At 71.8% G+C, this 14,591-nt stretch carries 15 protein-coding genes and 1 pseudogene; 9 read left to right on the top strand and 7 right to left on the bottom strand.

Annotated features, from left to right (window positions below; genetic code table 11):
* Positions 1–46: 46 nt before the first annotated feature.
* Together AB0J21_RS30745 and AB0J21_RS30740 are read right to left on the bottom strand one after the other, a co-directional pair.
* The gene (locus AB0J21_RS30745) at positions 47–637 is read right to left on the bottom strand and encodes a DUF308 domain-containing protein (protein ID WP_363149437.1); all 591 of its coding nucleotides are present in this window, start codon (positions 635–637) and stop codon (positions 47–49) included.
* Positions 638–678: 41 nt separating this feature from the next.
* On the bottom strand, positions 679–2,256 hold the full coding sequence (locus tag AB0J21_RS30740) for a tannase/feruloyl esterase family alpha/beta hydrolase (RefSeq protein ID WP_363149436.1): 1,578 nt from the start codon (positions 2,254–2,256) through the stop codon (positions 679–681).
* Positions 2,257–3,146: 890 nt separating this feature from the next.
* On the opposite strand from AB0J21_RS30740, the gene AB0J21_RS30735 reads away from it, so the two are divergent.
* A complete protein-coding gene (locus AB0J21_RS30735) occupies positions 3,147–3,917 on the top strand; it encodes an SDR family NAD(P)-dependent oxidoreductase (RefSeq protein WP_363149435.1) in 771 nt (256 codons plus the stop codon).
* A 106-nt stretch (positions 3,918–4,023) separates the two neighbouring features.
* Complete coding sequence (locus tag AB0J21_RS30730; RefSeq protein WP_363149434.1) at positions 4,024–5,541, top strand: GMC family oxidoreductase N-terminal domain-containing protein; 1,518 nt, start codon at positions 4,024–4,026, stop codon at positions 5,539–5,541.
* Between the two features lie 336 nt (positions 5,542–5,877).
* On the opposite strand, the gene AB0J21_RS30725 is transcribed toward AB0J21_RS30730, so the two are convergent.
* Both AB0J21_RS30725 and AB0J21_RS30720 read right to left on the bottom strand, forming a co-directional pair.
* On the bottom strand, positions 5,878–6,798 hold the full coding sequence (locus tag AB0J21_RS30725) for a TIGR03619 family F420-dependent LLM class oxidoreductase (protein ID WP_363149433.1): 921 nt from the start codon (positions 6,796–6,798) through the stop codon (positions 5,878–5,880).
* Between the two features lie 146 nt (positions 6,799–6,944).
* A complete protein-coding gene (locus AB0J21_RS30720) occupies positions 6,945–7,238 on the bottom strand; it encodes an HAD-IA family hydrolase (RefSeq protein WP_363149432.1) in 294 nt (97 codons plus the stop codon).
* A 92-nt stretch (positions 7,239–7,330) separates the two neighbouring features.
* On the opposite strand from AB0J21_RS30720, the gene AB0J21_RS30715 reads away from it, so the two are divergent.
* Positions 7,331–7,459 (top strand): hypothetical protein, encoded by a 129-nt coding sequence (locus AB0J21_RS30715; RefSeq protein WP_363149431.1) that lies wholly within the window; start codon positions 7,331–7,333, stop codon positions 7,457–7,459.
* 70 nt (positions 7,460–7,529) lie between these two features.
* A complete protein-coding gene (locus AB0J21_RS30710; protein WP_363149430.1) occupies positions 7,530–8,207 on the top strand; it encodes an alpha/beta hydrolase in 678 nt (225 codons plus the stop codon).
* Between the two features lie 50 nt (positions 8,208–8,257).
* Here the strand turns inward: AB0J21_RS30710 and AB0J21_RS30705 are convergent, their stop codons facing one another.
* Positions 8,258–8,710, bottom strand: coding sequence for a nuclear transport factor 2 family protein (locus tag AB0J21_RS30705; RefSeq protein ID WP_363149429.1), 453 nt, complete (start codon positions 8,708–8,710; stop codon positions 8,258–8,260).
* Between the two features lie 99 nt (positions 8,711–8,809).
* Positions 8,810–9,388 carry a helix-turn-helix domain-containing protein gene (locus AB0J21_RS30700; RefSeq protein ID WP_363149428.1) on the bottom strand — a complete coding sequence of 193 codons (579 nt, stop codon included), beginning with the start codon at positions 9,386–9,388 and terminating at the stop codon, positions 8,810–8,812.
* A gap of 186 nt (positions 9,389–9,574) precedes the next feature.
* Between AB0J21_RS30700 and AB0J21_RS30695 the strand changes: the two genes are divergently transcribed.
* The gene (locus AB0J21_RS30695; protein ID WP_363149427.1) at positions 9,575–10,780 is read left to right on the top strand and encodes an acyl-CoA dehydrogenase family protein; all 1,206 of its coding nucleotides are present in this window, start codon (positions 9,575–9,577) and stop codon (positions 10,778–10,780) included.
* 99 nt (positions 10,781–10,879) lie between these two features.
* On the opposite strand, the gene AB0J21_RS30690 is transcribed toward AB0J21_RS30695, so the two are convergent.
* Positions 10,880–11,701, bottom strand: a complete 822-nt coding sequence (locus AB0J21_RS30690) for an alpha/beta hydrolase (protein ID WP_363149426.1) — start codon at positions 11,699–11,701, stop codon at positions 10,880–10,882.
* A gap of 334 nt (positions 11,702–12,035) precedes the next feature.
* On the opposite strand from AB0J21_RS30690, the gene AB0J21_RS30685 reads away from it, so the two are divergent.
* From AB0J21_RS30685 to AB0J21_RS30670, 4 genes and pseudogenes are all read left to right on the top strand, one after another.
* A complete protein-coding gene (locus AB0J21_RS30685) occupies positions 12,036–12,512 on the top strand; it encodes an SsgA family sporulation/cell division regulator (protein ID WP_363149425.1) in 477 nt (158 codons plus the stop codon).
* 153 nt (positions 12,513–12,665) lie between these two features.
* Positions 12,666–13,730: an alpha/beta hydrolase gene (locus AB0J21_RS30680; RefSeq protein ID WP_363149424.1), complete on the top strand. Its 1,065-nt coding sequence runs from the start codon at positions 12,666–12,668 to the stop codon at positions 13,728–13,730.
* Positions 13,731–13,848: 118 nt separating this feature from the next.
* Positions 13,849–14,160 (top strand): annotated as a pseudogene (locus AB0J21_RS30675) (Bax inhibitor-1/YccA family protein); the annotation flags it as partial.
* Positions 14,070–14,582 carry a Bax inhibitor-1/YccA family protein gene (locus AB0J21_RS30670; RefSeq protein WP_363149442.1) on the top strand — a complete coding sequence of 171 codons (513 nt, stop codon included), beginning with the start codon at positions 14,070–14,072 and terminating at the stop codon, positions 14,580–14,582. The pseudogene AB0J21_RS30675 and the gene AB0J21_RS30670, both read left to right, overlap by 91 nt.
* Positions 14,583–14,591: the final 9 nt, after the last annotated feature.

Genomic DNA, 14,591 nt, shown 5'->3' with positions numbered 1-14,591 from the left:
GGCCCGCGCCCCGGAGGGCGCGGGCCGAGACGTTTCCGGGAGCCGGTCAGGCCGTACGGGTCCGCAGCTGACGGGCCTTCCAGGCGAGCAGGGCGGCCTGGGCGACGAAGAACACGCCGCCGCCCGTGGCGTAGACGGACAGGACGTCGAGGGACGGGGCGTCGCCCGCTGCCTGGATGTTGTAGAAGACGCCGACGACGAAGGACAGTCCGCCCGCGATCAGCATCGGCCACTGCTTGCCCAGTTCGGGGCCGCGCCGCCGCAGGCCGACCAGCACCTGGGCCGCTCCGGACAGGACGGCCCAGGCTCCGAACACGCTGAGCACCGTGGCGAAGGAGCCGAAGCCCGCGATGCCGACGGCGAGGGCGGCGAGAGTGCTCAGCGCCGCGTTGAACGCCGTGACCCGGCGCTCGGAACCGTCCGGGAGGGCCCGGTGGTCGATCAGTGAGGACACCGCGTCGATCAGCGGATAGACGACCAGCAGGGTGATCGCCGGGCCGTCGAGGCGGTCATGGGCTCCGGCGAAGACCGCGGCCCAGACCACGGCCAGGACGCCGCGGCTCAGGTACAGCCTCAGCAGGGAGGAGCGTTCGCCGTTCGCCGTGGGCGCCCCGGTCGTCAGCGTGTGCGCGGTCATCAGCCGGCCTTTCAGGGAGGTGGGAAGGGTGAGGAGACTGCTCAGTGCCGGTGGGCGACGACGCAGCGGAAGCTGCCGGCGGCCGTGGGGTCACCGTGACCGCTGTAGCGGGACACCAGGGGGTAGCGGCACAGGTCGCGGGTGAGCGTCCGGCCGGAGTCGTTGGTGAGGTCGGCGGTGATGGTGTCGGGCGCCTTGCCCTGCTCGACCCACTTCGTCAGCGCCTTCAGGTCACCGGTCTGCTCCTTGAGCCCGCAGTGGCTGGTGCCCGGGGCGAGGTAGAGACGGTAGAAGTCGTCGACCCGCTGCGATCCGCCCATCTTGTGCTCGACGTGCTCGCGGTAGTCCACGGTGCCCTGGGTGGGGATGAACTGGTCGGACTGGCCGTGGTACGTGAGGAGCTTGCCGCCGGACTTGCGGAAGGCGGACAGGTCCGGGTCGTCAGTGCCGATGATCTTGTCGTACTCGGCCTGGGACTTCTTGAACGCCTCGGCGAACTGGCCGTACGTCAGGATTCCGGTATCGAGGCCGGGCTGCTTCTCCACCCACTTCGCCGTCCAGGCCTCCGGGACGCTGAACGGTTTGGGACCGGCGAGCCCCTGCGAGAGGTTGGCGCCGATCGGCACGCCGTACCACAGCTTCTTGCCACGGGTGTCGCGCGGGCCGTCCCAGATCTTGCGCACCACGGCGGCGTCGGCTGCCGTGACGGTCTCCTCCTTGCCCTCGCACACGACCTTCGTGCCGATCAGCCTGCGGGGGTCGTAGTCGCAGCGCGAGGCGTCGGAGACCAGGCCGTCCTTGGCGCCGTCGAGCGAGTCACAGGCCTTGATCGCGGCCTCGGTGAAGAGGTCGAGCTCGCAGCCGGTGGGGCGGGTCTTCTCCTGGTTCATCACGACCTGCGGCCACAGCGTCGCGACCTCGAACTCGTCCCAGTTGACGGCGGGCGCGTTGGCGAGGATGCCGTCGTAGTCGTCGGGGTGGCGCTGGGCCTCCATGTAGCCCTGGCGTCCGCCGGTCGAGCAGCCGTTGAAGTAGGAGTAGGCGGCGGCCTTGCCGTAGACCGCGTCGACCACCGCCTTGCCGACGATGGCCGTCTCGTGCTGGGAGCGTTCGGCGAAGTTCTTCAGCAGTTCGGTGTTGACCTTGCCCTTGCTGTTCAGCGCCCAGTCGCTGTCGATGGCGTCACCGACGCCGGCGTCGGTGGTCGCGGCGGCGTACCCCTGCTTGACGGCGTTGGCCAGTCCGGGGTTGTTGTCCCCGGCGGCGAAGGCGGCGCCGCCGAACGCCTGGAAGCGGCCGTTCCAGTGCGCCTCGGGCAGCCAGGTGCGCACCTTGGCGTGGTCGTCGGCGCCCGGGTGGGTGAGGGTGACCGTCACCTCGCAGTAGGCCGGGACATCGAGGACCTGGCCGCCCACGGCTCCGGTCCCGTCCACGGTCCCTCCCGCCTGGTGGACCGCTGTGACGGACTCCACCGTGGCGCCGGCCGGGGCCTTCACGGAGACGGCGGAACAGGTGGGGGCCGGGGAGGCGGAGCTCCCGGTGGCCGCCGAGGCGGTCGGCAGGTAGACCGCCGCCGCCAGCGGCACACCGGCCGCGAGAACGGTCAGGAGTCGTTTCATGACTTTCCTCTTCCGAGAAGTGTGTGTCCGCTTCAGACACATGACTGGGCACCGCGACAGGCGGGCCGGCTCGACCTGCCCGACGCGGGTGTGTGCTCTGTTGCAACTCCCGCCGTCTGCCGGGCGGCCCGGGGTTCCCCGGGCATTTCGCCGTGGCGGCGACGGGTGACGACGCGCCGTTCTCACCGAATCGCTCCGCCGCCCGTGGGCGACGAGAAGAGACTGACACGTGCCGCGTCACCGGTCAAGCAGGTGACGATCGTTCGGAGTGGCCAGACCCGGCAATCGGTGATGACGGTGCACGTGAGCAAGGAGACGATCACGCTGTGCCGGACCGGCGGAGCGCCACTCATGACGGGCGGGGACGTTCTCCCGGGCCAGGCTGACACCACTCACTCTGCCCAGCCGCCGAACCCGGCGCATCAGTCAGTTGACGGTCAGTCCCGGCCGTCAGATCCGCGGTGACCGGTCGGCGGGACCACGGCTTCGGGAGCCTGTCGACGCCTCGTTACCGGAGCCCAGTCAGGTGACGGACACCGTCACCTTCGCGCCCTCCGTACGGTGAGGTGACGGGCCGGCCGCATCCTGGCGAAGGCGAACGGCGAACGGCGGACGGCGGACGGCGGACGGCGGACGGCGGACGGCGAACGGCGAACGGCGGACGGCGAACGGCGAACGGCGGACTCGCCGGGCGTGCGGACACCCGCACCTCTGGGCCGACCCGGTACCGCACCCCTCTCGCGGCTTGAGCCCTGTGCCCCTCCTCTTCGCATCGACACAAGTGTCAACACGTGTGCACTGAGGACCGTTCACGGTCCTGCTAGTGTGATCAGTCCCTCAGCCGAATCGCCTCCCCGCCCCAATCTCCTTTCCTCATCGGAACGTTGACCATGCCCTTTCGCTTTCCTGGCGACACAACACACACCCGTGTCGCGCTTGTCACCGTGGCCGACACCGGTCTCGGACGTGCCGTCGCCCGGCAGCTGGCACGAGCGGGTATGCGGGTGTACGCGGGAGCCCGCGGCGAGGAGGCCGGCCGGGCCGTCGCGGGCGAGCCGGGCGCCTGCGGTCTCGACGTACGCCACGTACCGCTGGACCTCCACGACGACGCGACGGTGTCCCGCGCCGCCGAGCTGATCGAGCAGTCCGCCGGACACCTGGACGTCCTGGTCACCATGACCGGGCTCACCGCCTTCCCCGGCAGGACCGGGGCGGACTCACCGGACGGCTTCCAGGCCGTGTTCGAGACCAATTTCCTCGACGGCCTCCACCTCATGACAGTGACCAACGCGATGTTCCCGCTCCTGCGCCGTTCGGCCGGCGGACGCGTCGTCAACGTCTTCAGCGCCTTCCAGCCACCCGCGACGACCCGGGACGTCGTCCCCAGGAACGCCGTCGAGGCGCTGACCCTGCATTACGCCGACCTCGGCCGCCCGGACGGCGTGCTCGTGAACGCCGTCTGCGTGGCGGCGGAGATACCCGCGCGGGATGGCCGCGAGGACGGCGCCGCGTCGCTCCGGGCCGCCGCGCTGCCCGTCCGGCTCGCCCTGACCGGGGACCACGCGCGCACCGCCACCTACACCGGACCCGACGGTGTGTGCGCGAGCCTGTCGGCGGGCCCGGGCGGCGCGACCGGCGTCGTCACGATCGACGTCGTCTGACGAGGGCCGCGGCCGGCGGCACACCTGCCGATTTACCCGTATCACCGATGTTCACCGGTGATACGTTCCTCCGCTCAGCAACGATCCAGGACAGGGACGGAAAGTCATGAACCCTCAGAACTCCGCCTATGACGTGATCCTTGTCGGGGGTGGCACCGCCGGTTGCGTGCTCGCGGCACGGCTGACGCAGGACACGGACGTCCGCGTGCTGCTCCTGGAGGCCGGGACCTCGATGTCCGGTCTGCCGGATTCCGTCGGGGAGCCCACGGCCTGGCCCTCGCTCGCGGCGACGACCGCGGGGTGGGGCGACAGTACGGTGGTCCAGCGCGCCTCCGGTTCTCCCGTCCCCCTGCCCCGCGGCCGGGGTCTCGGTGGTTCCTCGGCCATCAACGCCATGGTGTTCGCCCGCGGCCACCGCTCCAGCTACGACAGTTGGGGTGACCACGGCGCCAAGGGCTGGTCCTTCGACGACCTGTTGCCGTACTTCCGGCGCAGCGAGACCGCAGTCAGCGGCGCCCCCGGCCGGGGCACTGACGGGCCGCTGACCGTCGGCCCGGCCACCGCGCCCAACGAGATCCTGCTCGCGTGCCTGGACGGCGCGGTCGAGGCCGGGCACCCCAGGGCCCGCGACATCAGCGGCGGACTGGAGGAGGGCTTCGCCCCGGTCGACCTGAACATCGTCGCCGGACGCCGGCAGAGCGCGGCGGACGCCTACCTCGCCCCCGCCCTGAACCGGCCCAACCTGCGCGTCGTCACGGACGCGGTCGCCCACCGGCTGCTCTTCGACGGCGAGCGCTGCACCGGCGTCGAGTACGGAGCCGACGGCCGGACGCACACCGCGGCGGCCGGGGAGGTGGTCCTGACGGCGGGGACCATCGGCTCGGCGCAGTTGTTGCTGCGCTCCGGCGTCGGCCCCGAGGAGGACCTCCGGCGAGCCCGAGTGGAGGTCGTCCACCCGCTCCCCGGTGTGGGGCGCAACCTCCACGACCACCCACTCGCCACCCTCGTCCACCGCACGCGGCGGCAGGTGCCCGCGCCACACAACAACCACGGCGAGATCCTGGGCCTGCTGCGCAGCACCCCCGAGGTGAACGGGCCGGATCTCCAGATCATCTTCGTCGACATCCCCTTCCCCAACCCGGTCGCCCCGGTGACGAACGGCTTCACCATCGGCATCTCGCCGCTACGGCCCGCCAGTCGCGGCACGCTCCGGATCACCTCGGCCGATCCGGACGCCCCGCCCCTGATCGACCCCCGCTACTTCGCCGAGGAACAGGACGTACGGGCGGTGTTCGCGGGTATCACGACAGCCCGCAGGATCGCCTGCTCCCCGGCGCTCGCCGACTGGGGCGTCGAGGAGGTCAGTCCGGGGCCCGACGCCGTGGACGAGCGGTCGATCGGCGACTACGCCCGGAGGTACTTCGGCTCCTACTGCCACCCCGTCGGCACCTGCGCCCTGGGAGAGGACGAGATGTCCGTCGTCGACTCCGCTCTGCGCGTGCGCGGACTCGAGGGCCTGCGCGTCGCCGACGCCTCCGTCATCCCCTCGATTCCCTCCAACAACACCAACGCCACGGTCTACGCGATCGCGGAGCGCGCCGCCGACCTGCTGCGCCACCCCTGACCGCGCCGCACGCCGCGTCCGGGCACCGTTCCAAACGGGGGACGGTGCCTCTGGGGTCCGCCCCAGGCACCGTCCTCCCTGATACGCCGTTATGCCAGAGCCTGTCGTTCGTGGCCTCCCGTCCAACGCGGCAGGAGCTTGTCCAACGCGGCTCGACCTTGGTGCGGGTTTTCGCAGTTCACCGGGCATGGAAGCGGGCTTCGGTCGATCCTTTCCTCCGCCAACCGAGGCAGATGCTCAGCGCGAAGGCCGTGGTCGTGAGTTTGGTGGGTGCAGGCGTTCCGGGCGCGTACCCGGGCGTTCCGGGCGCGTACCCGGGCGGGCCGGCGTCGGCCGTCAGCCCGCGCGGACACCGGCGAGGAAGCGTCCGGCCGGCTCGGCGCTCTTCTCGGGTGGGGTGGTGGTCGTCTGCCCGAAGTCCACGAAGAGTTCGTGGACACCTGCCTCGGCTGCGGCCCGCGCGTAGTCGATGTACTGCTGGAGTGTTCCCCGCCGGGGGATTTCGTCGGGGGCGGCCTTCGTGTCGGTCAGTTCGAGGTTCACGCGCAGGGCCATCCGGAGGGTGACGGGGTCGCGCTCCGCCTCCTCGGCCTCCCGTACGACGGTGGCCCACATGTCCAGGAGATACGGCAGTGGCATGGCCACCGGGAGCCAGCCGTCCAGACGCCGTCCGATACGGCGTAGGCCCCGGGGCGTGAAGGCCGCCAGCAGGACGGGTGGCCCGGGTCGCTGGTGCGGCTTCAGCCCGACCTTGGTCTCGGGGATGGTGAACAACGGGCCCTCGTGGGCGTAGACCTCGCTGGTCCAGTAGCCCCGCAGAATGTCGAGCGTCTCGTCCAGCCGCGCACCCCGGCCTGCCCACGGCACGCCGACGGCGGTGTACTCCTCGGGCATCCAGCCGAGCCCGAGTCCGACGTCGAGGCGTCCACCACTGAGGAGGTCGAGGGTGGTCAGCGACCGTGCCAGCATGAGGGGCGGCTGCCACAGGCCGTTCAGCGTGCTCGTGCCCAGCCGGACTCGGGTGGTGTGCGCCGCGGCGAACGTCAGCGCCACCAGGGGGTCCAGGTGATTCTCGTAGACGCGCGGCATCACGCCGTCATTGCTCGGGTAGGGCACGCTCGGCGTGGCCGGGGCCAGCACGCGGTCCCCGCTCCACAGGGAGTCGTATCCCATCTCCTCCGCGGCGCGGCTGACGCCGATGACGGCTTCGGGCCCCGCGTCGGGGCCGAACGTGGGAAGGGCGAGCCCAATGCGCATATGCCTACTCCCTGCGTCAGGCCGACATATGTGCCGCACATCCGGCGGCTCCGCCGACCGATTCTGTCGCTGTCCCGCACGACTATAGGTTTCTCCGCGCCGGCCGGACGGGCCACCCGGACATGCGCCCAGCCGGCGAGCGGTGTTCAGGCATCCGCCGCGGACAGGGGTACGCCGAGCATCCCCTCCAGCACGGCGACGGTCTCCGCGGGCTCCCGCGCGTGGTGGACGGCGCTTCCCAGTTCCGCCGCGGGCGCCAGGTACGGCTCGGTGTCGTCGACGAACACGCACTCCTGGGCGGGGAGGTCCAGCGCCTCGAACATGAGGCGGAAGATCCGTGGATCGGGCTTGCGCAGCCCGACCTCCTCGGACAGCACGACGGCGTCGTAGCGTCGCCGCACGTCGTATCCGTCGTAGAGGTTCCAGGGGTGCGTGCCCACGGAGTTGGAGAGAATGCGCCGGGGCGGGACACCCGGCACATGTCACTGGTCGTGGCGGCCACGGAGGACCGGTTGGTGGCCCGGAGCACTCCGTGGAACTCGCCGACGGCATCGCCGACGCGCGACTCGTCCGGGTCCCGGGCGGTCACGCGGCCGGCTTCGAGGACCCGGCGCCGACCCGGAACGCGCTGGCCGGCTTCCTCGGAGAACCGCACCACTGAGGGGTGTCCGGTGCGGCTCACGGCCGGGGTCGCGAGGTACCGTGTCTGCCCCCGAGGAGGGTCGCTGCCGATGGCTACGTACGTGTTGATTCCCGGTGCCGCGTCCGGCCCGTGGTACTGGCATCCGCTGGAGGCCGAGCTGCGCGGGCGGGGCCATGACGTGGTGGCGGTGGACCTGCCGTGCGACGACGACTCGGCCGGGCTCGCCGAGTACGCCGACACCGTGGTCGACTCCGTAGGTGATCGGGCCGGCCTGATCCTGGTGGCCCATTCCTTCGGCGGGTTCACCGCCCCACTGGTGTGCGACCGTGTGCCGGTGGACCTGCTGGTGATGCTCCAGGCGCAGATCCCGGCGCCGGGCGAGAGCCCCGGCCAGTGGTGGACCAACACCGGCTACGAGCAGGCAAGGCGGGAACAGGACGAACACGACGGCAGGGACGCCGACGACGACACCGCCCTGTTTTACCACGACACCCCGCCCGCACTGGCCGCCGAGGCCGAGAAGCACACCCGTACGCAGTCGGCCACCCCGTTCCTGAAGCCATGGCCGCTGGCCGCCTGGCCGGATGTGCCGACAAGGTTCCTCATGTCCCGGGACGACCGTTTCTTTCCCGCCGCGTACATGCGCAGGATCGTGCGGGAGCGCCTGGGCATGACACCCGACGAACTGCCCGGTGACCACTGCCCGATGCTCGGTCACCCCGCAGAACTGGCCGACCGCCTGGAGGCATACCGAACCGGGGCGTGACAGCCGCCCCGCTCATGCCCCTCTTCCGCTCAGCGCCGAGCCGCCGCACGTCATTCTGTGGCGCCGATCGTCCGCGCCCGCAGGTGGTGGCTGACGTCGCCCGTCAGGTGGATGCGGACCTGACGCTCCGTGAAGCGCCACCGGCCCTCCCGGCGCTCGAAACGGTCGTGGTAGCGCCCCGCGGCCACGGGTTGCAGCGGGAAGTCGGGCAGGGCCTGGAAGACCGTGACGTAGGAGCGCGCGACGGCGGTTCCCGCGGTCGCGTCGACGTCCACGGCGATGTTGCTCGTGGCGTGATGGGTGCGCGGCGTGCCGTCCTCGTAGAGGATCACGCTGTCCCGGAGCATCTTCTCCACGCCCGCGTCCCTGCCCCGGACCGGCGCACCGCTGCCGAGAAACACGGCGTCGGCGAACAGTTCGCCGACCCCGGCGAAGTCCCCGGCGTCCACCAGCTCGGCGTACTGGGCGATCAGGTTGGTGATGGCGGCTGTGTCAAGGATCATGCTCACACGTCCAACAAGAAAGGTGGCCTGTTCGCCCTCCGTGCCGTCAACCGGGCGCGGGACGAGCGCGGTCACACGGTCAGGTGATGGCCGGACGGCTCACGGGCGCAGGGCCTGGAGCGTCAGTTCGCCGTAGCGGCGCCACAGCGCGGGGTCCCGCTCGGCGATGCGGACCAGCTGGACCGCCGAGCCGCACAGCACCACGCGCAGGTCGCGGATCGTGGCGTCGGCGCGGACCCTGCCGGTGGACTTGGCCGCGTCCATGAGGTCCGACAGCTGGGTCAGCAGGCCGGAGGGGCCTCTGAAGCCCGCGTCGGCGAGGGCCTCCGACAGCAGCCGGTCGTCGGCGAGACTCTCGAAGAGCCGGAGTACGTAGTCGCTGAACGCCCGGTAGGGGTCCGCCTGTGCGAGCGCGGGGGCGGTGATCCGCTGGAGCCGGGCCAGCCGGTGCTCCACGGCGGCCGCCACGAGGTCCTCCTTGGTGGGATAGCTGCGGTAGACGGTCGCCTTGCCCACTTCCGCCCGTTCGGCGATCTGTGGAACGGTGCCCTGGAGGCCGGCTTCCTGGAAGACGGCGAGCGCCGCGGCGAAGACGCGCTCGTGGTTGCGGCGGGCGTCGGCGCGTCGCAGGGGTGCGCCGGACTCGGCGGGGCTCGGGCTCGTCTCCACGGGTTTCACCCACCCATTGTGCCCACGCGCCTCCCCCCGCCACCGCACCGTCCCGGAACGAACTGCCCTGCTACTCGAAAGCCGATCGGGTCGGCCGGGCCCGTTTCGAGCCGTTGAACCTTTTGCTCTGCTGGTTCCGTCTACCCGAAGACGACAAGCGGACCGTAGGGTCCGAATGATGCGACTGGAGCGCTGATGAACCGGTTGGACGATTCCCGGAAAGACACCCCGCCTCTGGACTCGGCCTCGACGCTCGTCGAGGCGGCCCGCGCCCTCTCCCCCGTACTGCTCAGTGAGGCCGACGACGCGGAGCGCGACAGCCGGCTCACCCCCGGCGCCACGCGGGCGTTGCGGGACGCCGGCATGTTCCGTCTGGGCACGCCCGGGCGCCTGGGCGGACACGAACTCCCGCTCAGCGCCTGCGTCGACGTCCTGGCCGAGATCGGCCGGGCCTGTCCGTCCAGCGCCTGGGTCGTCATGCTCTCCTACGGGGCCCAGCAGATCGCCGCCTCCTTCGGCGAGCAGGCGCGACTCGACCTCTGGGGCGACAGTCCGGACGTCCCGATGTGCGGGGTGTTCGGCAGCGCGGGGGCCACCGCGGAGCCGGTCGAGGGCGGGCTCCTGGTCTCCGGCCGGTGGTCGTGGGCGTCCGGCTGCCGGCAGGCCGAGTGGGGAGTGTTCGGTGTGCCCCTGGCCCGTTCCGGAGGGCGCGAGGCCGAACCGGGAGTCGCGCTCCTCCCGATGAGCCGTCTGGCCGTCGAGGCGACCTGGGACATGGCCGGTATGCGCGGCACCGGCAGCGACACCGTCGTCGCCGACGGCGTCCTCGTCCCGCTCCACAGGACCCGGCCCTTCTCCGAGGTGGTGGCGCGCGAGGAGGGGGCCGACGAACCGCTGTACCGGGTCCCGCCGGGCTCCCTGACGCTGACGAGCGCGGCACCGTTGCTCGGGGCCGCCCGCGCCGTCCTCCGTCTGACGCTGGAATCCGTCGAGGGCGGCAAGCCGATGGCCATGTCCCTCCACCGGCGGCTGGCCGACTCCCCCAGCGTCCAGGCGGCTCTCGCCGACGCGGCCACCCTGATCGACTCCGCCTCCCTCCACCTCGCGCGCTCCGCCGCGTCGGTCGACGCGGCCGCGGCCTCGCCGGACTCCCCGGCCCTCCTGGACCGGGCCCGGGTACGGATGGACGTGGGGCACGCCTGCACGTCTCTGCTCCAGGCGGTGCGACTGCTCCTCACGGTGAACGGGGCGAGCGGCTTCTCGCGGGCGAAAGTCGTCCAACGGTACTGGCGCGATCTGGAGACGGCGGCCCGGCACCCCACCCTGAACCCCGGCCTCGCCCGGGAGATGTACGGCCGCGCCCTGGTGGGCGATCAGCGGCCCGTCAGCCCCATGGTGTGACACCGGTGCCCGCGACCGCACCTGATGCGGGCTCAGGTGTGTCCGGGCACCCGCCTGCGGCGGCCCGCGTCCCGGCGCGCGGGCCGGGCGCGGCGCCGTTCAGCGTTCCTTCGCGAGGGCGTGGACGCCATGGGTGTCCAGCCAGCCGAGGACGTGGTCGGCGACCGCGCGCCAGCCGCTGTCGACGACCATGGAGTGGCCCCGGTCCGCGAACTGCTTCAGCTCGCTCACGGCCGTGGAGTCGCCGTACAGCCTGTACACGGCGCGGGTCACGGGGTCGGGCACCATCCGGTCCTCCTGCCCGGACACCAGGAGCAGCGGCCCGCGTGCCGCGTTGCCGACATCGGCGAAGGCGCCGGGGCGGTGGACGGCGTTCCCGAGGACGAGGTCGGTGAGCAGGCGACGCGGCGCGGGCACCACGTAGCGCTCGAAGAGCCCGTCGGACTCCTCCGGTCCGACCGTGTTGGCGAAGACGTGCCGGAACCGCTCGCTCGGCAGGGACACGAGCCCGTACCCGCTCGCCGGGTCCCCCGAGTTCTCCCGGTCCGGAGTCCACAGGCGGGCGGACGAGGCCGTCAACGGGACGTCGTTGACCGGGGCCGGCGCGATCGCCACCGCCGCCCGGCCCAGGTTCGCGCCGATGAGGTGCTGCGCGACGAGTCCGCCGGCCGCGTGCCCGACGAGTACGGGCGAGCTGTCGAAGGACCGCACGATCCTCCCGTAGTGGTCCGTGAGCGCGTCCAGGCCGATCTCCCCGAGCGCCCCCGGCGACCGGCGCGTCTCGCGCACCGTCGGTGCCTCTCCCGGCCACTTGGGGGCGAACGTGCTGAAACCCCGGCTGGTGAAACGTTCGGCCCACGGCTCCCACGACAACGCGTGCAGCCACGCGCCATGGATGAAGACGACGGGAGTGCGGTTCACGGCTGAGCCCTCCGAGCGTGGACGAGTACCCGGCACCAGCAGGCGGGCGATCACTCAAGGGTGTTCCGGACCCGGCCCGCCGAAAACAGTCGAATGACTTAATGTTCCCGGCCGCCCGGCCGCCCCGGGAGCGACGCCGGGCAGCGGGCGTTCCGGCGGCCGGAGCGCGACCGGGCACCGCCCCGCCCCGCGCTCGAAGGCACCGCGCGAGATGGTCGCCGCGCACGTCGAACGTGTAGGGGGCCGTCTCACCGTCAACTGACTGATGCACCTGGCCACCCGCCGGACAAGAGTGTGTGACGTCAGCCCGGCCGCACGGAGGGAGAACTCGTTCATGAGCGGTAACCGACCCGGTGTCCGGGCCGGACGAGCGGCGCCGCGGGAGCTTGCCCGGCTGTCACTGGACATCCACCGGACACGGGACTCGTGCGCCCGGCAGGCCGTCCGGGCCGAGCTCCGGTTCGACGCCGGGGCGCCCCTGGCGGTGACCGTGGCCTTCCTGGTCGACGGCGCCCCACGCGTCACCTGGCTGGTCGGCCGCGATCTGCTCCGCCAGGGCCTGTTCTCGGCGAGCGGCCTCGGTGACGTTCAGATGTGGCCGGCGACGCGAGCGGACGACGAGCGGGCGACGGCTTGGCTGCGACTCAAGGCCCACGACACGACGGCGCTGTTCGAACTGCCCGTCCCGCCTCTGGCGAACTGGCTCGCGCACACCTACGAACTGGTGCCCGCCGGGGAGGAGATGGACGGAGTGGACTGGGACGCCGTCACCACGGATCTGCTCGCGGCCCCTGAGTCGCCGTCCGGCTGAACACGAGCGCGGGGACCGCCAGTCGGGGACCGGTCGCGGCCCGCGCGGGAGCGACGACTCCCCGGCAGCCCGGAGGGAACCGGCGGCCCGCCCCGCCACACCTGCATCCGCATCCGCACAGTGCCAGTTCACTGGCGAAACGAAAGGTTTCACATGATCAACAGGCGTACCTTCAGCAAGGCCGTCGGCCTGGGCACGGGCGCGGCGGCGGTACCGCTGGCGGGCCTGCAGGCGGTTCCGGCCTCCGCCACCTCGCGGAAGGAGGGTGGCGGTCAAGTCCCGACCGTACCCGCCGTGGCCTCCGGCACCCACACGTCCTTCAGCAGGCTGAAACAGGTCAGGGCCGGCCTGCTGGACGTCGGCTACGCGGAGGCGGGCCCCGCCCACGGCCCCGTGGTCATCTGCCTGCACGGCTGGCCCTACGACATCCACAGCTTCGTCGACGTGGCCCCGCTCCTGGCCGAGCAGGGCTATCGCGTCATCGTCCCGTACTTGCGCGGGCACGGCACGACGCGCTTCCTCTCCTCGCGGACGTTCCGCAACGCGCAGCAGTCGGCGATCGCGCTCGACATCATCGCCCTGATGGACGCGCTCAAGATCGAGAAGGCCGTACTGGCCGGCTTCGACTGGGGCTCGCGCACCGCCGACATCGTGGCCGCACTGTGGCCCGAGCGGGTCAAGGCCCTGGTGTCGGTGAGCGGCTATCTGGTCACCGACATCGAGGCCCAGAAGTCACCGCTTGCCCCGGCGGCCGAGTACACGTGGTGGTACCAGTACTACTTCGCCACCGAGCGCGGCAGCAAGGCCATGCACAGCGACGAGTACCGGCCCCAACTGTGCCGGCTGGTCTGGGACACCGTCTCTCCGACCTGGGGCTTCGACGACGCCACCTTCCAACGCACGGCGCTGGCGTTCGAGAACCCCGACTACCCGGCCATCGTCGTGCACAACTACCGCTGGCGCCTGGGCCTCGCCGACGGTGAGCGGCGTTACGACCGTTTCGAGAAGCAGCTGGCCCCGCGTCCGTTCGTCACGGTGCCCACCGTGACCCTCGACGCCGAACGCGATCCCTTCACGCCGGCCGGCGACGGCAGCTCGTACCGCGACCGGTTCACCGGCGCCTACGAGCACCGGACGCTGAAGGGTATCGGCCACAACTTGCCGCAGGAGGCGCCCACCGCCTTCGCCCAGGCCGTCGTCGACGCCGACCGTCTCTGAAGCCGCTCTCCGGGACGGGCCGCGCCCGCTCCAAAGGACGGGCGCCCTCCACGTCCGCCACAGCCTACGGGCCGCTCACCGAAGGGGGCTCTTCCTCACCGCCACGACACCGGGCACCGTGGCGCCGGCAGCCGTACTGTCCTGGTGCCTGCTGCCGGGCGACGAGGCGAAGATCGGGCGGTCGTACGGCATCGCCGTCGGCGCGGCTCCGCTCGCGTTCGTCCGGTCGCTCGTCCGGGCGTTCCGGAGCAGGCCCTCCCCCCGCCCTGATCCTCGGGTACGCCGCGCCGGAAGGCGTCTTTCTCGGCGTCATCTACAGCGCGCCACCTCGTCCTTGCTCTGGCCGGGCGTGGTCGTCCAGGCGGTACTGGGCACCTTCGCGGTCTCGGCGGGTGGGCTGATCGCCTACCGCTCGCGCTGGATTCGCGTCACCCGGAGGTTCTCCGGGTTCGCGCTCGGGGCTGCGACCGGCTTCCTCCTCCTGATGGCGGCCGACCGCTCTTCTCCGCCTTCGGCGCGGGCCACGGCCTCGGCTTCGACAGCGGCCCCCTCGGCCTCGCCCTCGGTGTCGCCGGCATCCTGCTCGGCGCCTGCTTGCTCGCCGTGGAATTCCAGCCGGTCGAGGGCGGGATCGCCTACGGCGCCCCGCGCGAGGAGTCGTGGCCGGCGGCGTTCGGTCTCACCTCGACGCCGGTGTGGATCTACCTGGAGGCGCTGCGCGTACTGACCATCCTGAACAACGACAACTGGCGCCGCCGGCAGGCACGGCGGCACCCGCCGGGCACACCCGGGCCGGACTGGAGGACCGGTGCGGCCCGTTTGGCCTGGAGGGACGCGAACCGCCCCACGTGAGAGTTGACT

Source organism: Streptomyces sp. NPDC049954 (assembly GCF_040656295.1).
Classification (GTDB): Bacteria; Actinomycetota; Actinomycetes; order Streptomycetales; family Streptomycetaceae; genus Streptomyces.
This window is presented reverse-complemented; position numbering and strand designations above follow the sequence as displayed.